Source organism: Sphingomonas citri, assembly GCF_019429485.1.
In the GTDB taxonomy this organism is placed as follows: Bacteria; Pseudomonadota; Alphaproteobacteria; order Sphingomonadales; family Sphingomonadaceae; genus Sphingomonas; species Sphingomonas citri.
In genome coordinates, this window is record NZ_JAHXZN010000001.1 from 1468129 (window position 1) to 1490334 (window position 22206).

A 22206-nucleotide genomic window follows, 5' to 3' on the forward strand; every position below is an offset into this window, starting at 1 on the left:
GGAAGGGGCCTGCACTATCCTTGGCGAATCGGCGTAATCAGATCTAGAGGATCCGTTCATGTCCAAGTAGGCGATGCTCTTCGCCAGATCGCCTGTGCAGGCGCGGAGGGATCAATGTGCTTCGGCATGCGACGTTGTCACATCCGTCGAACAGGTGAACTGCTTGGGCAAATCCGTGATCTTCATCACGCGCGTGTTGAAGGTCGCACTCGCATCGACGTTTTCCGCGTTCAGTGCAGCATAATCGGCAATCGCTGCGGCGCCCCGTTTGTATGCGCGGTCGTCCCACAGCAACTGCAAGCCAAAAAGGTTTCTTCCTTTGGTTTTACTCACGAGCAGGCAGCAAGTTTGACCCGCGTCGCTCGAGTTCCCGCTCGAAGGCCAGCGCGGCACAATCGCGCCCGCAGGTGAGCAGCGCCTGCCGCTCCCCCTCTTCGGCATAGGTCACTGCGACGTCCTGCGCTGCCGCGTCGCCATCCAGCGATCGGTCATCCGGCGCCTCAACGTGGCCGACGTAGCGCAGGCTGACGTCGTAATGGCCCGACCAGAAGAACGGCACATCGTCGTAGCCGCCGTCGACAAGCCCGAGCAGGTGGCGCGCCAGCCACTGACCCATATGCTGCGCCACCAGCCAATGTTCGACCCGGATCGGATGACCCAGCCGCGGGTCAGGCGCGCTCGCGATGTCGCCGATTGCGTAGATCACCTCGTCCGAGGTGCGCAGGTCAGTGTCGACGGCGATGCCGCCACCAGCCATCTCGTTCACCAGTTTCAATCCCGCCGCCCCGGCCAATTCGGTGCGCGGCCGGACTCCGGTGCCGGCCACGAGCAGATCGCTTTCGATGCGACTGCCGTCGTCCAGCGTCGCCTCCTGCCCGTCCCAGCGCGCGACCGCGCGACCGGCGCGGAAGGTGACCCCCTTGCTCTCGTGTAATCGGCGGATCATCGCACCGACTTCCGCGCCGGCGGTCTTCTCGAGCGGCACGTCGGCGTCGGACACGACCGTCACTGCCAGTCCGCGCGAGATGAGCGACGCGGCCACCTCCATCCCGATGTAGCTCGATCCGATGACGATCGCCCGGTCGGCCCCTCCCGCTGCCGCTATCAGCGCGTCGGCGTTGGCAAGCGTGCGGACGACATGCACGTCGGCACGGTCGTTCCCCGCGAAGGAAGGAATCTGTGGCGCAGCCCCGGTCGCGAGAACGAGTCGATCGTAGGCGACGACCTCACCGCCCTCGAGCTCGACATGCCGCGCTTCCCGATCGATCCGTATGACGCGTGCGCCGAGCTGGACGGTTGCTCCCGCCGGCGCCGGCAGAGGCAATGCGTCGCGCTCGACCTCGCCCGCCAGATATTGTTTGGAGCAGGCAGTGCGGTCGTAGGGTGCGTCCCGCTCGTCACTGAGCAGCGTGACCGCGCCGCCTGCGCCATGTCGCGCCAGCATCTCGGCGCAGGCATGTCCGGCGGCACCGCCGCCGACGATCACCACACGGCCGAGCCGCTCGGCCGCTCCCGGTCGCGCGATCTCTGTTGCAGGCAGCTTCGCGCCGACCCGAACGATCCCGGCCTCTTCGATCACCTCATAGCGATCGAGCCGACCGAAGGCGGGCGCGCTCACCGCCTCGCCAGTAGCAGCATCGAAGCGTGCATGATGCCATGGGCAGCGTAGCGTGCCGTCGGCGACGATGCCCTCCTCGAGCGGTGCGCCGGCGTGCGGACAGGTGCCGGCCAGGGCGCAGAGCCGACCCCGGCTACGCACGAGGAGGACGTCCTCGCCTTCGACCTTGCCCGCGACGATCGAATCGTCACCGATGTCGGACGCGGGCACGCCCTCCGCAAGATCGCGCTGTGCCATGGCCGCGTCGCTCCGCTGAGGTCAGTCGGCGCGCTGCAGAGCGGTCGCGGCGAGATGCTCGCCGATGAACCACACCTGCGGCTCGTTCGAGCGGATGATGTCGCTCACCAGCAGGTCGTTGGTGCCGTCATCACCCGACTCATCAGCCGCCTTCGCGCCCTCGTGCGCCTGCTCCAGCACGACGCGATGCGCCTCGAGCAGCCGCGCGAGCATCGTCGGCACGTCTTCGCGACCTTTGGGAGGGCGCTGGATCCGCGTCATCTCGGCGACGTCGTGCGGCGTGGCGATGCTGATCCCCCCGAGCGCCTGGATCCGCTCCGCCACCATGTCGACCAGCTCGGCCTGCTTGTCATAATGCGTGTCGAGCAGCAGGTGCAGCTGGTAGAAGGTCGCGCCGGACATCTGCCAGTGATGCTTCTTGTAGAGGTCGCGCAGCATCATCGTGTCGGCGAGCACCTGGTTGAGGATCGACACGCTCTGCTTGCGCGCGTTGTCCGACAGGCCGAGCGGGAGCTCTTTGAGCGTGCCGAACGGCTGGATCTCGCGATAATCGATTTTGTACTGGGGCTGAGCTTCGTCCGTGGCGGCCACCGGGTGACTCCGATCATTGATCTAAGTGAGAGAGCGTAGCGATCCTGAGGGGTTAACGGTTCCGCCCCGTCAGCCGGCGATCGTGGAGACCGAGCCGGAATCGACGCGGATGCCGGCGCCGTTGATGAAGCTCGCGTGCTCGGAGACGAGGAAGACGACGGCCGCAGCCACCTCTTCCGGCTTGCCGCGCCGCTTCAGCACCATGCCGGGCCGTTCTTCTTCAAGGAAGTTGGCGATCGCCTCGTCGAACGAGGTTCCCTTCTCCTCGGCGCGCTTGCGCATCATCGCGTCCGTCATGGGCGTCGCGATGAACGCCGGCGAGACGGTGTTGACCAGCACGTTGTCGCAGCCATAGGCCTTGGACAGGCCCTTCGCGAGGCTGAGGATGCCGGCCTTCGACGCGCAATAGGCGAGTTCGTCGACATAGGGCTGCACCGCATCCTCGGACGCGAACAGCACGATCCGGCCCCAGCCCTTCTCGCGCATCGCCGGGATCGCCTCGCGGCACATGCGCACCGCCCCCATCAGGTTGATGTCGAGCGTCTCGAGCCAGCCAGCATCGTCGACGTCGAGGAAGTCACCGGTCGCGCCCGTGACGCCGGCGGCGTTCACGTAGATGTCGGGTGCGCCCAGCTTCTCGCGGATCTGCCGCCAGATCGCTTCGACCTCGTCGCGCTTGGTGACGTCGCCGGTCACCGCGACGATCTCCCCGAGCGGCGAGAGCTCGCTGACTGCCTGGTCCAGCGTGCCGTCCGGCTTGTCGGTGATCGCGACGCGCACGCCCGCCTCGAGCAGCAGCCGCGCGGTCTCCTTGCCCATGCCCGAGTCCGCCCCGCTGATCAGCGCGACGCGTCCCTTGATTCCCAGATCCATGTCTCTCTCCTTCAGCCTCGCGTCGCGAGGAGTCGGTCGGCGGTGCGCAGCGACAGCGCCATGATCGTCAGCGCCGGATTGGCGGCGAGCGCGCTCGGGAACACCGAATTGTCGCAGATGAACAAATTATCGATATCGAAGCTGCGCCCATCAGCGTCGACCACGGCGCGGTCGCCGTCGCTCCCCATGCGGCACGTACCGATTGTATGGGCGGAGCGATCGACCGCGAAGATGTCGCGTGCGCCCGCCGCCTCCCAGATCGCGGTCATCGTCTTTCGCGCATGGGCATCGATCGCGCGCTCGTTCGGCCCGTAGCTGAAGTCGATCCGCGCCTTGCGCAATCCATAGGCGTCGGTCTCGTCCGCCAAAGTCAGCCGGTTGTCGTCGGACGGCAGGCAGTCGCCGTTAATGCCGATCCCACCCAACCGGTTGTAATCGTCGAGGAGGTCGACCAGCGCCTGCCCCCACAGCCCGGTCCCGCGCGCCAGATTGGTGGCGAGCGTCACCGGCATCACGCCCAGGCTCTGGATCAGGTAGCCGCCGGCATGGTCGGCGTCGGCGGCCCGCATCATGTCCTCGGTGATCAGCGACGAGGGATAGCCGCGGTTCATCCGCATGTCGGCGTCGAACCGGCCCCACACCTGCGTCGCGACATGCGCCATGAAGTTCCGACCCACCTGACCGCTCGAATTGGCGAGATCGAGGTTCAGCAGCAGCCGCGGCGTCTCGACCCCGCCGGCGCACAGGAACAGCGCGCGGCAGGCCAGGCGTCGACGCTCGCCGCGGCGGACATAGACGACGCCGCTCACCCGGCCGCTGCCGCCGCGTTCGATGTCGACGACGCGGCACTCCGCGCGCACCTCGGCGCCATGTGCGACCGCCAGCGGCAGCCAGCTCGTGTCGGTCGTTGCCTTGGCGGCGGTGCGGCAGCCCTGGTGGCAGGTCCCGCAGTTGATGCACGCTTGGCGCTCGCCCCAGTGCGGCTGCGCCCGGTCGCGGGAGACCAAAGCGGCGGGGGCGTCGGTGGCCGCGATGCCCAGCGCCGCGCAGCCGCGGGCCATCGCGTCGGCGGGCGCATTGCGCGCGACCGGCGGCAATTCGTAGCGCCGCCCCGCGTCCCACGGGTAACGCGCCGGGCCGGACACGCCGATGAAGCGCTCGACCGCGTCGACATAGCCGATCAGTTCGTCATGCGCGATCGGCCAGTCCTCGCCCTGCCCGCTCTCGCTGCGCAGCCGCAGGTCGCGCGCGTCGGGCCGCGGGCAGAACGCGCCCCAGTGCAAGGTCGAACCGCCGACGCCCATGCCCGAATTGTTGGCGCCGAAGGCGGTGGGGTCGGCGCCGCCGCTCAGCCGCTCCTCCATCCAGTAGATATCGGCGGCGAGCTCGTCCGCGACATGGTCGTCGGGCCGGAAGGCGCGGCCCGCCTCCAGCACGACCACCGAGACGCCCGCCTCCGCCAGCCGCGCAGCGAGCGGCGCGCCGCCCGCCCCGCTCCCGACGATGACGACGTCGGCTGTGTCCGCCGCGGCGCTCATGCGCGCGCCTCCAGCCGCTGCCAGTCCTCGATCGTGTCGGCCGCGGTGAGCCGATACCCTTGCTTGTGCGGTCCATCACCGCCGACGGCGAAACCGTCATAGCCGATCCGTGCCATGGTCGCCGGTAGCGCCATCCACTGCCGCGCGATCTCCGCGCGCGCCTCGGCGAACCACAGTCGCATCTGGCCAGTGTCGGATGCCGCGCCATCGGGGCGACACGAGCCGTCATCGATCACGCGCAGGAACTGGTCACGATCCGCGGGCGTACGCTCGGCGAAGCCGTCGGCGAGACGATCGAGGGTGTCGAGCCCCGACGCCCAGGCCTCGGCGTCGGCCGGCAGATCGGCGGAGCGCCAGCCATCGCCGACGCCGCTGGACAGCATCGCGTCGATCCGGGCGGCGAGGTCGACCGGATCGGCGGCGCCCGGCAACACCGTCTCGACCAGGGCGGCGAGCACCGCGCGCTGCTGCGACGACAGCATCTTGCCCGCCGGCGGTGCGGCGTGCCGCTCAGTCATCACCGCGCGTGTCCGGCGGCTGACGCGATCGGACGCGAGCAGCGCCAAGAACGGGGCGGGCAAGGCTCGGGCGAAGGCCGGCGTGACATGGTCCCGGATCAGGGCCGCGACCGCAGCGGGCTGTTCATAGGGCAAGAGATGCGCGGCACCGGCCACCACCTCAACGCGCGCGTCTCGATAGTGCGGCAGGTTGAGCCGCCGCTGCGCGTCCTCGCCCAGATCGCCGTCCTCGCCGCCGACGACGATCAGCGCCGGTACCGAAAGCGTCCCCGCCGCCGCCTGCCAATCCTCGCGGCTGTCGCGCTCCAGCCAGCCGGTCCAGGCGCGGCGACCGGAACGCTCCACGTCGGCAATCGCCTGCGCGCGCAGCGGCTCAGGCAGGCGGTGGGCGGTGTTGGCATCGACGAACGACGCCGCCTCGTCCGCACCGATCCGGCCATCGGCGAACCAGCCGATCATGTCGGCGCGACGCTCCTCCGCCATCGGCTCGGGCGCGGGCGGCGAGGCGGCGAGCAGCACCACCGCGGCGAGACCTGCGAAATCCGGGTCGCCGTCGCGCGCGCGGGCGGCGGCGAGCGTCGCGATCTTGCCGCCCATGCTGTGGCCGATCACCGCCCAGCTCTGCCGTTCCCGAGCCGATACCTGTGCCGCGAACCAGTCGACCAGTCCCACGACGTCGAGATCGGCATCCGCGCTGTCGCCGAAGCCGGGAAGGTCGAGCGCGACGCAGTCCCCGAGATCGCCCAGTCCGGTAATTACCTCATCCCACTCGCGCGCACTCGCGCCAAGCGCGTGTAAGAAATAGAGCTGTGCCACGCGCTTACCTATTGATGTTGATCAGTGATCCCCATCAAGTGTCGGCATGCGGATCCGTTCCGGCATACCGAGCTCGTCGTCGCGATTTCGCTGATATCGTGAACCCGTATACTGACGACACGCGGCGTGCACCGCGGATCTCTCAGCGTTGTGACGGCAGCACCAGCGGTGCTGCCGCAGAGGTTTTAGGCTACACCGGCGCCGCCCGTGACGCCGTAGACCTCGCCGTTGATGAAGCTGGCCTCCTGACTGGCGAGCAGCACGTATACCGCCGACAGCTCGACCGGTTGGCCGGGACGACCGTACTGGCTCTCCGAACCGAACTTCTCCACCGCCTCGGGAGGCTGGCCGCCCGACGCCTGCAGCGCCGTCCAGAACGGACCCGGGGCCACCACGTTGGCGCGAATGCCCTTGTCTAGCAGCTGCTTGGCCAGCGCCTTCGTGTAAGCGACGATTCCGGCCTTGGTCGTGGCATAGTCGAGCAGGATCGCCGACGGCTCGTACGCCTGGATCGAGGCGGTGGTGATGACGCTCGCGCCCGCTGGCAGGTGCGGCACCGCCGCCTGCGTGATCCAGTGCATGGCGTAAAGGTTGGTCTTCATCGTCTTGTCGAAGTCGTCCGACGTTACCTTCGAGATGTCCTCGCGGTTCTGCTGTCGACCGGCGTTGATGACGAGGATGTCGAGCCCGCCCAGCGCCGCTCTGGCCTGGCTGACCAGTTCGCGGCACCATGACTCGTCGGTGATGTCGCCGGGCAGCGCGACTGCCGTTCGCCCCTCAGCCTCGATGAGTTTGACGACCTCGTCGGCATCGGACTGTTCGGTGGCGAGATAGGAGATCGCAACGTCTGCACCCTCGCGCGCGTAGGCGATCGCGGCGGCGCGACCGACGCCGCTGTCACCGCCGGTGATCAGCGCCTTGCGCCCTTTGAGCTTGCCCGCGCCGACATAGCTTGTCTCGCCGTGATCGGGCTTGGGATCCATCTCGGCGGCGAGACCGGGGACGGGCTGTGGCTGGCGGGGGAATGGCGGCTGCGGATATTGCGTGCGCGGATCCTGCATGGTCAGGCGATCGGTCATGAAGATGCTCCAGCTTGTGTGGGGGACCAAGGAAAATGAAGCGGATGGGCGTCAGCAGTCGTCCTCGGCGGCGAGCACATCGAGCGCCATGACGTGCGCGAGGTGCGACAGGCCTTGTGGCAGGTTGCCGAGGAACGCGCCGGAGCGCGGATCGGCCATCTCGCTCATGACGCCGACGCCGCGGTCGATTGCCCGCGTGATCGCCACCAAGGACTGTTCGGCGCGGTCGCGCTGTCCGAGCAAGGCGCGCGCCTCCACCATCCAGAAGGTGCAGGCGAGGAAGCAGCCTTCCTCGGCGGCGACGTCGCTGTAGCGGTAGTGATAGGGGCCGGCACCGAGCTCGGCGTCGATCGCGTCGAGGGTCTTCTCGAGCCGTTCACGACCGTCGAAGCCGAAGCGCACCATGAGCGCGAGCGAGGCGTCGAGCCTGTCGCTTCCGGGATAGAAGACGAAGGCCTGCTTCGGCTCAGACCAGCAATGCTCATCGATCCAGCCCGCGATCCGGTCCCGTTCGCGTGACCAGCGCTCGCGGCAGGTGGTGGGTAACTGTCCCTCGTCCGCCAGCTCGACCGCGCGCGCGAGCGCCTGCCAGCAGCTGACCTTCGACATGGTGTAATGCTGCGGCTCCTCCAGCTCCCAGATGCCGGCGTCCTTCTTGCGCCACGCGTCGGCGCACTGGTCGGCGAGGTGCGAGAGCAGCTCGGCGCTGGACGCGTCGAGAATGTTGCCGCAGGCGACGAAGCGCGCCGCGGTTTCGAAGATGTCGCCATAGATGCCGTGCTGGTGCTGATCGGTCGCGGCGTTGCCGACCTGCACGGGCGTCGAGCGGCGGTAGCCCGGCACCTCGATCTCGCGCAGCCCGGGCACGACGGCGCCGTCGAGCGTGTAGCAGACACGCGCGCCATGCTCGGCCAGTCGCTTGAGCAGCCAGCTGAACGCCGCCTTGGCCTCGGCCTGCGCACCTGCCGCGAGGAAGGCTTTGATGGTATAGCCCGCGTCGCGGATCCAGGCGTAGCGATAGTCGTAGTTCTTGTGACCGCCGACACCCTCCGGCAGAGACGTCGTGGCGGCCGCGGCGATCGCGCCCGAGGGCGAGAACAGCAGGAGCTTGAGCGCGAGGACGCTGCGAATGAACGCGGCGCGATGCGGGCCGTTATGTTCGACCCGATCGGACCAGGCCCGCCACTCGGCGTCGGACGTGTCGATGCGCTCGTCGATCCGGTCAATCGTCGGGACCACCAGCGGTTCGTCCTCGCCGGCGACGATCGCGACGACCTCGCGCTGGCCGTTCGCCACGGTGAACTCGGCCGTGACCGCCTCGTCGGTGCGCGCGACCGCTATCCCGTCGCTGTGGAGCAACAGCCCGAGCACGCTCCCGACGTGGAAGACGGCGTGCTTGCCGATGGTCGAATGGTAGGGACTGGCGCCGTCGGCGCGCCGGCCGGGGCGCATCTCCATCCGGAAGCACATCGACCCGCTCAGCCCCTCGATCCGCCGCCCCAGCTCGGCCCAGGGAAGACGGCCGGCGGTACCGCTGTTCATCGACTCGGTCAGCTTGGCGCTTCCCGTTGCCGTGGTGAAGACGGTCTCGAGCACGTTGCTGTCGGGACGGTAGCGCCGCTCGACCGTGAAGCTGTCGGTCGGCGTGACGACGAAGCGGCCGCCCTCCTCGGGATCGAGCAGGCGATCGAACAGCGGCGGCGAGTCGAGATTGGGCACGCACCACCAGTCGATCGAGCCGTCCGCGCCCGACAACGCGACCGAACGACCATCGCCGAGGGCGCCATAGTCTTCGAGCGCCAGATAGCCGTCTAGCCGAACGCCGCCAGGTGCCGGTGCGGTGAGCGTGCCGCGAAGCGCGTCGAGCAGCCCGCTCATGAACGCTGGCGCGGCGGAATACGTGCCAGACCAAAGGCGGCTGCGGCGCCAACGCCGAGCAAACCACCCGCCGCGCCGAGCTTGAGCAGGTCGCGCTGCCGGCTCGAGAAGATCTGAAACTGGCCGGCTTGCACCCGATCAGTCGACGGCCCGTCGATGGCGGCAGGACCCTCGTATGGCCTGTCGAGATTGCCCTGCCGATCCGGCGCGGGTGCGCCGCTCATCGCCTCGATCTGCTTGGCGGCCTGGCGGTCCGCGAACGCCGGCGCGAGTGACTGCGCGATCGCCATCATCGCGGTCGACCGCCCGACCCAGAACTCGCGCTGCGGCCGCTCCACGGCTTCGCGGACGGCCTCTGCGCAGAGCCGCGGGTCGAACAACGGATTGGGGAGGATCTGCTCGCGCCCGCTACGATTGCGCGCCCAGGTCGGCTGCGGTGTGTTCACCGCCGGCAGGTAGATGACCGACAGCGAGACCGCGCTCTCGTCGGCGATCAACTCGGCACGCAGCGAATCGGTGAAGCCCGTCACCGCCGCCTTGGCGGCGCAATATGCCGCTTGGAGCGGTGCCGGTCGCTCCGCCAGGCCCGACGAGATCTGGACGATCGCGCCCTTGCCCCTCGGCTTCATGTAGCGGAGCGCCGCCAGCGTGCCGTAGACCTGGCTCAGATAGGTCGTGGCGGTGACACGCTCATATTCCGCGGCGGTGATCCGGTCCGCTGGGGCGACGACGGTCGACATCGCGTTGTTGACCCAGGCGGCTACCGGGCCGAGTTCGACCTCAACGCGCGCCACTGCAGCATCGATCGCGGTCACGTCCGCGACGTCGGCACTGATCGCCAGCACCTTGAGTGCGCCAGCGGCCGTCAGCAATCCGCTGGCCTGCTGCAGCCGTGCCTCCTGCCGTGCTACGATGGCGACCTGCCAGCCATCGCGCGCGAACCGCTCGGCGATCGCGAGGCCTATGCCTGCGCTGCCGCCTGTCACCACTATGGTCTCCGCCATGCCGCCTCTCGCTTCTTCGTGGGAAGCCCCGTGGTCGGATGACCGGCACGATCCGCACCTGGGGTTCGGAGCCGACAACGCCCTTGCTCTAAATCATATCCGCAGGTTAGCGCCGCACTTGAGCTGGCAGCCGTTCGCCGTCACTGTCGCCCACACCTTTAAAGGCGATCCAGGACTCAGCGAGAGGTGTAGCGGCCGGAATATCACTTAGTACTGACCCAATACCAGTCACTCAGGGCGACCTGGCGCCGCCCCAGCTCCGGACGTTTGTTAATCTCGGCGCTTGCGCCCTCCGAGCGTTGTGGCAGCTGTCCGGCTGGCCTGCTTAGGACATTTCGGCTAGTGGCTTCCGCTTTTCTTTCCGAGCCCGAACTCGACCCGCACGGCCACTCCTCCGCCCTCAACAGCACCCAAGGTGACTCCTAGCGCGAGGTGTAGGCGAAGCGGCGTGCTCAGGATGCTCTCGGTCTCGGGTGGTCCGCCAGGGGACGCAGGCGAAACTGCTCCTGATCGGCTCGGCCGCAGACGACTACCTCGCTGCTCGCGGTCAGCGGGCATCGTGTCGACGCCCCCTCAAGGCTGTCGAGAACCTGAAGAGGGCCGGCAAGCGTCGCCGCAGTATAAAGCGCCGTATGGCGGGTACGGCGAGTACAGCGGGTACAACGAGTACAGCGGGTACAGCGGTTCCCAATGGAGGCCAGACTCTAACGGGTAGCGGCCTGTCCGGATTGCGGGAACAAGGTTCGCCAGGGTCAGAGGCGAACCCGTGCGGAACGGATTAGGCAGGGAAATGAATTCCGCATAATTTGTTGCCGTCGGGGTCACGAAAATAGGCCAATTCGATGGTGCCCATGGAGGCAGTTTCACGCGGTCCGGGCGGAGCTTCGATCGACGTTCCGCCAGCGGCTACGGCGGTATCGTGAAGCAGCTTCACCTGCCCGGGCGAGTCGCAGGAAAAGGCGACGGTGCTGCCGTTGGCGACGCTTGCCGGCTCATCGTTGATCGGCTCGCTGACGATGAAGTTGGTCCCGGCGCCATCATTATAGATCAGACGTGTATGGCCGCTGTCGGCGATGTTCCGCGTCCCTTCCCCTGCACCCAAGGTGCCGAGCACCGTGTCGTAGAAGCGCTTGGACCGTTCAATGTCGTTCGATCCGATCATGGTGTGGAAAAGCACGCATACTCTCCTGAAGGCTGATCGAAATCCGATCGCCCTTAGCGATCTCCCCTACCCGGGACGTGACCCGCAGTCACGCCTTCCCTGAAATTGTCCGCTACTGGGCGTTTAAAGCGGACGTCGATACCTGGTATCGTGCGGGTACAGCTGGATCAAACAGCAGCTCTAAGCCAGCCGCAGAATACCTTCGAGCGGAGGCCTCCTCCGCGATGGCTCACGCGCGAGGACCTCTTATTGATCATTGTGCCTGTAAATGTTGAACGCTAGCAAGTTTACATGGTTCGTGATCCAGCCGCCCTTAGAGCTGAAGCTGCGGCATACCGCTCCCTTGCTTCAGAGCTGGGAGGCGACACAATGGGGCAAGCGCTTGAGCAAGCTGCACAAGCGCTCGAGGCATTGGCTATCGAGCTTGAGGCGTCGCTTTACTCGCCTTTTCCTGATCAGGGCTAACAGTAGCCAATGGCAGCGAGCGGGTACTGTACGGCTACCAATCGGTTGTTCGCATGAACCCGCTGTGCCCTTGCGTCAGCGAAGCGTGGGCCTCTTCCCCCGCGACGTCGGCTCTTTGGCAGGTTAGCTGCCGGTCCGCCTTCCGGCACGCAATTGTACATCGCCGTCGTGCCGAATTTATGACTAGCAGCCGTCCTAGTATCCGCTAATCTCGATACATGGATAGCGAATCAGCCATCGCGGCGTTGGCGGCTCTCGCTCAAGGCACCCGCCTTGACGTGTTCCGCCTCCTGATCCGGAACGAGCCGACCGGCGTGGCGGCTGGCGAGATCGCTCGCCAGCTCGACGTGCCGCAGAACACCATGTCGGCGCACCTCGGGATCCTCGCGCGGGCCGGCATCGTCCGATCCGAGCGGCACAGCCGCTCCATTATCTACCACGCCGACCTGGACGGCCTGCGGGCGCTGACGCTGTTCCTGGTCAAGGACTGCTGCGCCGGCTCGCCCGAGCTGTACGCGCCGCTCCTCGCCGAACTCACCCCCTGCTGCTGAAAGGACGCGCCATGGCCGTCGACGTCGTGATCTACCACAATCCCGCCTGCGGCACGTCGCGCAACACGCTGGCGATGATCCGCAACGCCGGCATCGAGCCGCATGTCGTGGAGTATTTGAAGACACCGCCGGCCCGCGCGCTGCTCGTCGAGCTGATTGACCGCGCCGACATCAAGCCCCGTGATCTGCTGCGCGAGAAGGACACGCCCTATGCCGAGCTCGGTCTCGGCGACACCTCGCTGACCGACGACGCCCTGGTCGACGCCATGATCGCGCACCCGATCCTCATCAACCGGCCGCTGGTCGTCTCGCCGCTCGGCGTGAAGCTCTGCCGCCCGTCGGAGGCCGTCCTCGACCTGCTGCCCGAGCCGCAGCGGGGCGCGTTCGCGAAGGAGGATGGCGATCAGGTCGTGGACGCTTCCGGGCACCGCGTCGCCTGATGCTCGTCGCGCTCGCCATCTTCGTCGTCACGATCGTGCTGGTCATATGGCAGCCCCGAGACCTAGGCATCGGATGGAGCGCGATGGGCGGCGCGGCCGTGGCGCTGCTCGCCGGAGTGGTCTCGCTCTCCGACGTGCCGGTGGTGTGGGGCATCGTCTGGAATGCGACCGCGACGTTCGTCGCGATCATCATCGTTAGCCTGCTGCTGGACGAGGCCGGCTTCTTCGAATGGGCGGCGCTGCACGTCGCCCGATGGGGCGGCGGGCACGGTCGACGACTGTTCGTCCTGATCGTCCTCCTCGGCGCAGCCGTGTCGGCGCTGTTCGCCAATGACGGCGCGGCGCTGATCCTGACCCCGATCGTCATCGCGATGCTGCGGGCGCTGGGCTACCGCGACAAGGCGACGCTGGCGTTCGTGATGGCGGCGGGCTTCGTGGCCGACACGGCCAGCCTGCCGCTGATCGTGTCCAACCTGGTCAACATCGTGTCGGCCGACTTCTTCCGCATCGGCTTCGCCGACTACGCCTCGGTGATGGTGCAGGTGAATCTCGCGTCGATCGCCGCGACGCTGGTCGCACTGCTGCTGTTCTTCCGCCGCGACGTGCCAACCGGCTACGACGTCGCGCAGCTCCGCACCCCGGCCGACGCGATCCGGGATCCCGGCACGTTCAAGGCGGGCTGGGCGGTCCTCGCCGCCCTCCTGGCCGGCTTCTTCCTGCTCGAACCCATCGGCGTTCCGGTCAGCGCCGTCGCCGCTGCCGGCGCGGTCCTGCTGCTCGCCATCGCCGGGCGCGGTCACGTCATCGAGACCCGCAGGGTCCTGCGCGGCGCACCGTGGCAGGTCGTGATCTTCTCGCTCGGCATGTACCTGGTCGTCTACGGCCTGCGGAACGCCGGTCTAACCAACCATCTCGCCGGTCTCCTCGACCGCTCCGCCCAAGGCGGCGTCTGGGGTGCGGCGTTCGGCACCGGCATCATCGCCGCGCTGCTGTCGTCGGTCATGAACAACATGCCGACGGTCCTGGTCGGCGCCCTGTCGATCGACGCGACCCATGCCACGGGCGCCGTCCGCGAGGCGATGGTATACGCCAACGTGATCGGCTGCGACCTCGGCCCCAAGATCACGCCGATCGGGTCGCTCGCCACCCTCCTGTGGCTGCACGTCCTGGGACAGAAGGGCATCCGCATCGGCTGGGGCTACTACTTCCGCGTCGGCGCCACGCTGACCGTCCCCGTGCTGCTGGTCGCGCTCGCCGCACTGGCGATCCGGATTAACGCCGGATGAGCTGCGGAAACCCTCTGAACCCCACCGGAAACCCCTTCTGATGCCCCTCCGCACCCTCACTGACCCAGACTACCTGCCGGCGCTCGACCGCCGCTACGCGCTCGACAGGCCTGCCGTGGGGCTAGGTGTGAACGATCCGCCCCCGCGGTTCCTGCTGCTCTACGGATCCCTGCGCGAGCGGTCCTACTCCCGGCTGTGCGTCGAGGAGGCGGCACGCCTGCTGCGTTTCTTCGGCGCCGAGACGCGCATCTTTGACCCGTCCACCCTGCCGTTACCGGATCAGGTGGCCGGCGACGATCATCCCGCCGTCCACGAGCTACGCGAGTTGTCGATGTGGTCGGAGGGACAGGTGTGGTGCAGCCCGGAACGGCACGGCCAGATCACCGGCATCATGAAGCTGCAGGTCGACCACTTGCCGCTGTCGATGGGCGGGATGCGCCCGACGCAGGGCCGCACCCTCGCCGTCATGCAGGTGTCAGCCGGATCGCAGTCGTTCAACAGCGTGAACACCCTGCGCGTCCTTGGCCGATGGATGCGGATGGTCACGATCCCGAACCAGTCCAGCGTCGCCAAGGCGTTCAATGAGTTCGACGACACCGGCCGCATGAAGCCGTCCAGCTACTACGACCGCATCGTCGACGTGATGGAGGAGCTGGTCCGCTTCACGGTCCTGCTGCGCCCCCACACCGCCCAGCTGGTCGACCGATACTCGGAAAGGAAGGATGCCGGCGTGCCGATCGACGCGACAACCGACCTGTCGAGCATCGCCACGGCGCCGCAGGGCTCAAGCTGAACGAACGGCAGCTTTTAGGTCAGAGCGACGTTGCTCTGTATGGCTGAGATTGGGCGATTTTGCCCCCTGCCCTCTCGCGCCGAAACCAAGCTGCAGACATTCACGGCCCACTTCACCCTCCCCAGCTCCGGCCGCTCGTTCAGCTTACTTCGATGTCTCAGTGTTTGGCTCTTACCACCGCCTGAGAGCCTCGCTACCGGCAACGCTCCAAACCTAGGGACGCGACACATGCTCGAGCAGCCTGGCCGTCAAGGCGGCTCCTTTTTCGCCACCGCAGTTCGTCACTGCGGCATAACCGCGGCCCCGCTGGCGGTCGATCAACGCACTCGCAAACCATAGGGTGTTTGAGCCATTGTGCGACAGTACGCGCGCGGGCGAACCGGTTGGTCCGTCGAGACTCCAGCCCCCCGCATATCGCAATTCAGGCGCTACGGGGGTCAGCAGCCGCGAGAGGGTGTTCGGCTCAAGGAGGGGTGCTCCGTCGCGCAGGAAGACCGACAGAAACTCGGCATAAGCTGACGCGCTGACATTGACGCCGCCAGAGGGCCAAAGAACGGCGGGGTTGTCCGCGACGCCGACCGGATCGACGTGCTGCAGGGCTCCATCGACCAGCTCCCGCCCCCACGGACCCATCCGCGGAGGAGCGCCAAAGCCGGCTTCCGTCATCCGGGCGGGCGCGAAGATCTCGGCGCGCAGCACCTCTTCCCAGGGCGCCTTGGCCGCCTCCTCTACAGCAGCTCCGATCAGCACATAGTTCAGGTTGCCGTACCTGTATGTGCCGGGCTGCTCCGCTGGCGGGCTGCTTAAAATGTGCTCGACGACGGCGCGGCGCTGCTCACGCACGGGTCGACGATCAACACGCCACCGGTCGAGCCATGGACCATCAACCACGCTGTCGGTCAGCCCGGAGGCGTGGCTCAATAGATGCTCAACTCGAATGGTGTTCCAGGCGGCGTGACAGGGCATCGCCGGGAAAAGATCGCCTACGCTTGTGCCCCACCGACAGACTCCCCGGTCGACCATCCGTGCGTATAGCGCAGCGGTCATCGCCTTCGTGTTCGAGCCGATGTGCCAGCGGAAGCTCGGATCGAGTAGGGCGCCGCCTTCCCCTTCCGAGATGATCCCAGAAATGCCCTTACTTGTACAAGTCACGACGACGGCGCCGTCGATCCGCATATCCGATGCGAGAACGCCGCGCGAGCTAGCCAGGGCAGCTATGCCAGTAAGAAAACCTCGGCGCAACAGTTTCACAACAAGGAACCCCAGACCTCCACAAAGAATAGCGACCCAAGCGTATGCCGACAAGCCGACCCGAGCAGAATAGCCGCATTCCAAGCAATCAGAAGTACGCTTTAGCCATCGATCGCTTGCGATCCGCAGCCCTCTCGTACCGGTGACCCATTTACGGACGTTCCCGGTAGCTCATTCTCTTCCTGAAAGCAGTCGCTCATTCATGTAGGCCGATCGACCGGTTTGGCGGCTTCGGTCAACTACTTGAAACGGCTCGAGGTACGAGGAAAGTTGCCAGTCTGGTTTAGGACTGCAGGTTCCGTTGTGAGTCCTCGCTGTCCATCATCGCTGACCCACCGACACCGCTGGCGGGGAAGAACTGATCTGTCCCAACCAGAAGAAGCCGTCGTAATCTGCATCCGAGCCACCCTCAGGCAAATTTCCCAATTGTATGAACGGCGCCTTGTCGAGGTCTCTGCTGCCGACAACCGGGAACCTGCCACAGACGATTGCATCAGCAGAGAGGTGCTTACCTGGTTCTTTTCCTTGCTCAACACTGGGATTTTGCTGACAGCTCCAAGCAGTGCCTCCCGCGGTTTTCATGTCGAGTGTCACGACAGTAGCACTCGCACCGAGTTGCATCGCCATGGGCTTAAATTCTTCAACGCCATGATCCACTACGCGCTTTCTGGCGTGGATATTGCCAACTAGGACGAGCACGTGATCATAGGGCTTGGCAAAGGCCGCCATTGAGATGTTCTCTGCTTGAGCCGCTTCATGTGCCCCTTGGCCGGCTAGGTGAGAAAATCGGCGGGCCTGAGCGTCGTCCTTGGCGCCGTTGAACGCTACGATGTCGATCGCCTGGCCGCGTCTTGCCAGTTGGTGCAGATGCACCAGCAAGCTCAGCATTGCCTCACTTCCGACCCCGTCATCGCGGCTGGCCCATCCGGCCCTTTCCAGCTGCGAGGCGAAACGCGCTTGGGGCAGGCGCCATGCCTTCTGAAATGCGGTGTTTTCCGTTGATGAGTGCTCCACCGCGACTAAGACACGTTCGCCGCGCGAAGCCAAAGCGCAAGCCAGATTGCCAACGAAGGCAGGCGCCTGCTGCGTTCCATGTATCTCACCAAAGATAACGTAGCGCGGCTTACGCATGACGATCGTATCCCAGCCGGCGGGAAGCGGGCAGCTCCGCGACCCCTTCACAACTGCACTCGCCTGCCTCACCGCCACCGAGGTCGCATCATATCCCTGAGACATGGAAGAGGCCGGAACCAAAAAAGCCCAAACGGTAACGACAACGGCGTGCACCACTTTCATCTCGCGCTCCTGGCCGGTTGCCATGTGAGACGGCCTTATAAAGCTGCTACGAAGGTATGTCTGGTGTTCAGCAGCCGAATCATCGGCTGCTTGGTCGATTTTGGGCGCTTGCGGCTACCTGCCCGTTCGTGCCGAGGACCCAAAACCGGTCATTTAGTAGGTCCCAGTCGCTCCCCGACTTTTGCCGTTCGTTCATCTCGCAGCACGAGGCTCGTACGCCGGCTCTGCGGATCTCCTTAAGGTCTAGGATGAAGGGGGCGGCACGCTGAGCCTTAGCAGGATTATGGTGCGCGACGCGCGTCGCCATCCGAGCAAGACGCCACTTACGGAGGTGACTACCCCGGCGATCGAGAAGAGCCAGATCCAGGCTCGGCGTGCAGGTGGATTGATCACCAACGGGATAGCATCCCAGCGATGCAGCAGATCGTAGGCGACCCGGTACACGCGCCCCCGCCGATCGATCCTGCTGAGTACCGCGCCAGTGGCCGGATCCAGGTACAGCCAAGTCCCGCTCGGATCCTGGAAGCGAAGCCGCAGGACCGGCAAGTGCGGCTCGCTGCCGACGTCATACCAGTAGAAGTCGGGCGCGGTCAGGCTGCTCACCCGCGCAGCGGCGCCGTCAGGAACCAGTACCCGCGCCGCCTTCGAAAGGCGGCTGACGTTCGGTAAGGTACGCCCGCCCTCAGCAGCGACGACGAGGCGCCTGTCGGAGCTTCGCCACTCGAGCAAGACTAACCCGGCCGCGCGCACGACGTCCAGACGAACTGCCTGGCGGGGTGCCACCGCGTCCAATCCTGGAACGTCGATCGGCGGCAGCTTCGCCCGCTCATAGCGCAGGATGGCGCCTTCGCCCGGGCCTTCGCTCCGGAAGAAGTGTCCCGGATCGACCGACAGCCACCCGCTCACGATCCAGAAGGTCAGCATCACGCCACCTGTGAGGCCTGCGACATGGTGCCATAGCATCCAGCCTCGGTACGGCGTCACGCGGCCGTCCTTGAAGCGGCGTCGGCCGAGCCGAACGCGCAGCAGCCCAATCCACATGCCCGTGATCGCGGCGAGCACGCACGGTCCCGCCACCCAGATTACCACCTGCCGCCAGCCCTCCGGATGCTGGCGCAGCGCTGTAGGGTAGATCCAGTGCGGCACCGCGCCGAGCCAGTTCCAGAAGCGCTCGTGCGCGTCGGTGTCGAGCATAACTGCTCCAGTGCGGCTCGATATGTAGATTGCACGACCGCCTGGTCCCTCCAGCGTCGCGCGCCAGAGCGGTCGATGCGGGTCATAGCGGCCGGCGACAGTCCACTGGTCGCGCTCCAGGGCCTCGATGGCAGCCACCTGTGCGCGACCGAAGGCGGACGCAATACGCACCGCCTCGACGCGGCCTACATGACGGACCGGCGTCGCGGTATCGGCGTCGATCGTCACGAGCTCGCCTCCCCGACCTGTCACGCGCCACACTGGACGACCGGCCATCATCTCAAGCCGCATCGCGCGCGGCTGCTCTGGCAGGTTAGCGAGCTGCTCGGCTTCTCGTGGGGGTAGGTGCACCTTGGGCCAGTCGATCGGCGGCTGACCCGCCAACGCCTCGCGATCGGTGAGCGCCGGGTACGGGACGTAGAGCATCACCAGCCCGGACAGGAACCACAAGAGAAAGAGCAGGCAGCTGGCCACGCCGATCCAACGGTGGATCAGGTACAGCCAGCGCCTGGCCGCTGGCGGCGGGAACGAGCGCGCCATCTCACAGCCGCGCGCGCAGCGCGACATCGAGCGAGCGCGGCCGGCCGAGCAGCCACTGCGCCGTGCCGTAGGTCGAGGTCACGTAGCGCGTGTCGAAGAGGTTGTAGACGCGCACGTCGGCCGCGAGCGCCGGCGTGACAGCGAACGAGAGGCCGCCATCGGCGACGGTGTAGGCGGGCACCCGCGCGCTGTTGGCCGAGTCAACGAAACGCGCACCGACGTGGCGCAACCCCGCCTGCGCGCGCACGCCGCGGCTCTCCCAGATAAGCCACAGGTTGCCGGCGCGCTCGGGCACGTTCGGCGGCGTGTTGCCGGAAAGATCCGCCATGCCGCTGAGAAAGTCGTCGAAGCGTGCGTCGAGCAACGTCCCATTCGCCTCAACCGAGAAACCGCCTACCAGCGCGAGTGACAGCGCCGCCTCGATCCCCGTCGACGACTGCCGCCCGATCTGCTCGAGCGGGCCATTGGCGACGCGCTGCGCGACCAGGTCGTTCTTAACGATGCGATAGCCGGCGAGTGTCACGTTTAGGCGTCCGCCGAGGAGCGCTGCCTTGGCGCCCGCCTCGACCTGGTCGCCCTTGGCATTGGTGAAGGCGAACTGCGTCGCGCTGGTGGTGAAGGTGGTCAGCGTGCCGACCGGATCCACGCCTGTGGCATATTGCGCGTAGAGCGAGACGTTGCGGGTGGGCTGGTAGACGGTGCCGACGCGCCAGGTCGCGTCGCGGAACCTCTTCTCGCGCGCGCCGCCCGGGAAGGCGTTCGCCTCGCCCGCCGGGGCGCCGGACGCGTCGTAGAGGATGTTGCGGCGGCGCACCGCGTCCTCCTCGTAGCGGAAACCGCCGACCAGTGAGAGCCGACGCGACAGCCGCAGCCGGTCCTCACCGAAGATGCTCCACTCGGTCGTGGTGGTGCGATAGCGCGGCAGCGTCGCCGCGCGGTCCTCCAGCATGCCGGGAGCAAAGTCGAAGGGATCGACCGCATCAGCCTGATTTGCGACGGCGAAGTTGTTCGAGTAGCGCAGGGCCACGCGGTTGACCTCGGCGCCGAGCACCAGGTCGTTGGCCAAGCCGCCTCCCAGCGGTGCGCTCAGCTTTACGCTCGCCTGGTCGCCGTACTGGGCGATGTCCTGAACGATCCCGAGGTTGTCCGATCGCTCGATCACGCCGTTCGGCCGACCGGCCGCCGGCGTCCAGGCGTAGCTCTCGAGGTCGTACCAGCTGCGTTTGCTGGCGAGCCGATAGGCGGCGTTGGTGAGCGTCACCGCGTCGCTGAGTTCCCACTCGGCGACGAGCGTCTGGCGATCGTCGCGGAAGCGGATGTCGGCGTCGGCGACGTTGTAGTTGCGGCGCCGGTTGCGCGGGTCGAGCCGGCCGTCGATCAGCGGCGTGCCCCAGTAGCGCATTGGTGAGACGTCGCCATAGTCGCCGCGCAGCGTGAGGGTGAGCCGCTCGGTCGGCGCGAACCGCAGCGCGCCCGACAGCGCCAGGCTGTGGTTGTCGCTGCGGTCGACCCAACCGTCTGAACGACGGTAGCTCGCGTCCAGGCGGTAGCCGAGCTGCTCGCCGAGCGGACCGCCCGCGCCCGCCGCGACATGCCATGTGTCCTGCGCACCGTAGCTCAGCTCCGCGTCGTAGCGTGCGGTGTCGCTCGGCGCGCGCGAGAGCACGTTGACCGCGCCGCCTAGCGCGCCCTGGCCGTAGAGCACCGAGGCGGGGCCGGTCAGCACCTCGATCCGCTCGACGTTCCAGGGATCGGTCGGGAAGGTGACCGTGCCGGCAACCGGGAAAAGCCGGATGCCGTCGACCAGTTGCAGCACCGAACCCTGGCCGACGAAGCCGCGCGCGGCGAGCGCGGTGTTGCCGTTCCCGGCATTGGCCGCGGCGGTGATGCCGGGCGCGCGCGACACCGCCTCGACCACGGTGAGATCGCCGCGCGCGCGGATCGCGTCGCCCTCGACGGTGGCCACGCTGGCGGGTAGTTCGAGCGGCGTGAGGCCGAGGCGGCTGCCGGTCGCGCTCGGCCGGTAGAGCGCGCCGTCGCCGCGGCCGACCACGAGAATGTCGTCACGCGGCGGTACGCGATCGTCGTCCCGCGCCAGCGCGCTGGAGGAACAGGTGACGAGCAGCAGCGCGGCGACGTGCGTCGCCGGACAATAAGTGGCGATCATCTTCATAAACCCCGATGAAGGACGGGGCACGCGGACCAGACACCGGCGCGCGCGGACGGGAGCCCGGCCGCGGCATGCGAGCGACCAGACCGGGCACCCCGCCGGTGGACGTTATGGCGTCGAGGCAGGTCTCCTGGCTCGCGGGTCGGTGCGGATGGTCTGGCCTTCCCGGCCGCGCGAGCGCGACCAGTGACACGGAGCGACCACCTGCTCGCCGCTTACAGTTGCGGGGGCAGCGCCGGCATCGCACCGGCTTCCCGTCTTAGCTCCGGCGCGGCGAGCCGACCGGAGAACCTTGACCCGCATCGCATCGGCGAGCCAGGGCGGCGCGTCAAGCTCATATAAAGATATCTTTATATGAGCTGCCGGACAGCGGCGCTTGGGGCGGCGCGTCGCGCACCTGCTATGGTCCTTCTTCAGTGACATGGTTGGCAACCCGAGGTATTCACAGCTCGTGGATGCGATACGGCACCTCCTCGCGCATCGCCGCTCCGCCGTGTTCCTCTGCACGCTGACGTTGCTGCTGAAGCTGCTGATCCCCATGGGCTATATGCTCGCTGCCGATGACGGGCGGCTGTCGCTCATCGTCTGTTCGGGCGTCGCGCCGCCGCCCGCGGCCGCGACCGAGATGTCGGCGATGCACGGCGACATGGCCGACCATGATCGCGGATCGGGTCACGGCAAAGCGGAGATGCCCTGCGCCTTCGCGGGCATGACCGGCGCGGCGCTCGCGTCGACCGATCCGCTCCAGCTCGCCGCGCTGATCGCCTTCGTGGTCGCCGGCGGGATGCTCTGGCGTGCGCCCGACAGACCGCGAGCCGTGGCGCGCCTAAGACCGCCGCTACGCGGACCACCAGCCTACCTCTGACCTGCCACTCAGTGCCGTTCGGAACGGCGCTCACCCATCGT

General features: G+C 67.0%; 19 protein-coding genes and 1 riboswitch. Of the genes, 5 read left to right on the forward strand and 14 right to left on the reverse strand.

Going from position 1 to position 22206, the window contains the following annotated elements; genetic code table 11:
- Positions 1 to 111: 111 nt before the first annotated feature.
- The 10 genes from KZ820_RS06770 to KZ820_RS06815 all read right to left on the reverse strand — a co-directional run bounded on the left by KZ820_RS06770 (position 112) and on the right by KZ820_RS06815 (position 11329).
- Positions 112 to 333, reverse strand: coding sequence for a hypothetical protein (locus KZ820_RS06770; RefSeq protein WP_219747797.1), 222 nt, complete (start codon positions 331 to 333; stop codon positions 112 to 114).
- Positions 326 to 1855, reverse strand: a complete 1530-nt coding sequence (locus KZ820_RS06775) for an FAD-dependent oxidoreductase (RefSeq protein WP_219747798.1) — start codon at positions 1853 to 1855, stop codon at positions 326 to 328. Before KZ820_RS06775 ends, KZ820_RS06770 begins: the two co-directional genes overlap by 8 nt.
- A gap of 21 nt (positions 1856 to 1876) precedes the next feature.
- Complete coding sequence (locus KZ820_RS06780; RefSeq protein WP_219747799.1) at positions 1877 to 2446, reverse strand: Dps family protein; 570 nt, start codon at positions 2444 to 2446, stop codon at positions 1877 to 1879.
- Between the two features lie 69 nt (positions 2447 to 2515).
- Positions 2516 to 3319, reverse strand: a complete 804-nt coding sequence (locus KZ820_RS06785) for an SDR family NAD(P)-dependent oxidoreductase (protein ID WP_219747800.1) — start codon at positions 3317 to 3319, stop codon at positions 2516 to 2518.
- 11 nt (positions 3320 to 3330) lie between these two features.
- On the reverse strand, positions 3331 to 4857 hold the full coding sequence (locus KZ820_RS06790; protein ID WP_219747801.1) for a GMC family oxidoreductase: 1527 nt from the start codon (positions 4855 to 4857) through the stop codon (positions 3331 to 3333).
- A complete protein-coding gene (locus tag KZ820_RS22145) occupies positions 4854 to 6191 on the reverse strand; it encodes an alpha/beta hydrolase (protein WP_219747802.1) in 1338 nt (445 codons plus the stop codon). Before KZ820_RS22145 ends, KZ820_RS06790 begins: the two co-directional genes overlap by 4 nt.
- Positions 6192 to 6376: 185 nt before the next feature.
- The gene (locus KZ820_RS06800; protein WP_219747803.1) at positions 6377 to 7270 is read right to left on the reverse strand and encodes an SDR family oxidoreductase; all 894 of its coding nucleotides are present in this window, start codon (positions 7268 to 7270) and stop codon (positions 6377 to 6379) included.
- Between the two features lie 51 nt (positions 7271 to 7321).
- Complete coding sequence (locus tag KZ820_RS06805; RefSeq protein WP_219747804.1) at positions 7322 to 9148, reverse strand: glycoside hydrolase family 15 protein; 1827 nt, start codon at positions 9146 to 9148, stop codon at positions 7322 to 7324.
- Complete coding sequence (locus KZ820_RS06810; protein WP_258047763.1) at positions 9145 to 10152, reverse strand: SDR family oxidoreductase; 1008 nt, start codon at positions 10150 to 10152, stop codon at positions 9145 to 9147. The genes KZ820_RS06805 and KZ820_RS06810 overlap by 4 nt, the downstream gene beginning before the upstream one ends.
- 778 nt (positions 10153 to 10930) lie before the next feature.
- Positions 10931 to 11329 (reverse strand): VOC family protein, encoded by a 399-nt coding sequence (locus KZ820_RS06815; RefSeq protein WP_308462149.1) that lies wholly within the window; start codon positions 11327 to 11329, stop codon positions 10931 to 10933.
- 668 nt (positions 11330 to 11997) lie between these two features.
- Between KZ820_RS06815 and KZ820_RS06820 the strand changes: the two genes are divergently transcribed.
- From KZ820_RS06820 to arsH, 4 genes are read left to right on the forward strand one after another with little or no spacing between them, the layout of a single operon-like run.
- Positions 11998 to 12330, forward strand: coding sequence for an ArsR/SmtB family transcription factor (locus KZ820_RS06820; RefSeq protein ID WP_219747805.1), 333 nt, complete (start codon positions 11998 to 12000; stop codon positions 12328 to 12330).
- 11 nt (positions 12331 to 12341) lie between these two features.
- Positions 12342 to 12770, forward strand: coding sequence for an arsenate reductase (glutaredoxin) (gene arsC / locus KZ820_RS06825; protein ID WP_219747806.1), 429 nt, complete (start codon positions 12342 to 12344; stop codon positions 12768 to 12770).
- Positions 12770 to 14056, forward strand: coding sequence for an arsenic transporter (locus KZ820_RS06830; protein ID WP_219747807.1), 1287 nt, complete (start codon positions 12770 to 12772; stop codon positions 14054 to 14056). The genes arsC and KZ820_RS06830 overlap by 1 nt, the downstream gene beginning before the upstream one ends.
- Before the next feature lie 40 nt (positions 14057 to 14096).
- On the forward strand, positions 14097 to 14849 hold the full coding sequence (gene arsH, locus KZ820_RS06835) for an arsenical resistance protein ArsH (RefSeq protein WP_219747808.1): 753 nt from the start codon (positions 14097 to 14099) through the stop codon (positions 14847 to 14849).
- Positions 14850 to 15062: 213 nt separating this feature from the next.
- Here arsH and KZ820_RS06840 read toward each other — a convergent pair whose 3' ends face one another.
- The 4 genes from KZ820_RS06840 to KZ820_RS06855 all read right to left on the reverse strand — a co-directional run bounded on the left by KZ820_RS06840 (position 15063) and on the right by KZ820_RS06855 (position 21303).
- Positions 15063 to 16100: a serine hydrolase domain-containing protein gene (locus KZ820_RS06840; RefSeq protein ID WP_219747809.1), complete on the reverse strand. Its 1038-nt coding sequence runs from the start codon at positions 16098 to 16100 to the stop codon at positions 15063 to 15065.
- Between the two features lie 321 nt (positions 16101 to 16421).
- Positions 16422 to 17420, reverse strand: coding sequence for a hypothetical protein (locus tag KZ820_RS06845; protein WP_219747810.1), 999 nt, complete (start codon positions 17418 to 17420; stop codon positions 16422 to 16424).
- Between the two features lie 219 nt (positions 17421 to 17639).
- A complete protein-coding gene (locus KZ820_RS06850) occupies positions 17640 to 19130 on the reverse strand; it encodes a PepSY domain-containing protein (protein ID WP_219747811.1) in 1491 nt (496 codons plus the stop codon).
- A gap of 1 nt (position 19131) precedes the next feature.
- Positions 19132 to 21303, reverse strand: coding sequence for a TonB-dependent receptor (locus KZ820_RS06855; RefSeq protein WP_219747812.1), 2172 nt, complete (start codon positions 21301 to 21303; stop codon positions 19132 to 19134).
- Positions 21304 to 21403: 100 nt separating this feature from the next.
- Positions 21404 to 21610, reverse strand: a riboswitch (cobalamin riboswitch).
- A gap of 66 nt (positions 21611 to 21676) precedes the next feature.
- Between KZ820_RS06855 and KZ820_RS06860 the strand changes: the two genes are divergently transcribed.
- Positions 21677 to 22165: a DUF2946 family protein gene (locus KZ820_RS06860; protein ID WP_258047764.1), complete on the forward strand. Its 489-nt coding sequence runs from the start codon at positions 21677 to 21679 to the stop codon at positions 22163 to 22165.
- The last annotated feature ends 41 nt before the right edge of the window (positions 22166 to 22206 follow it).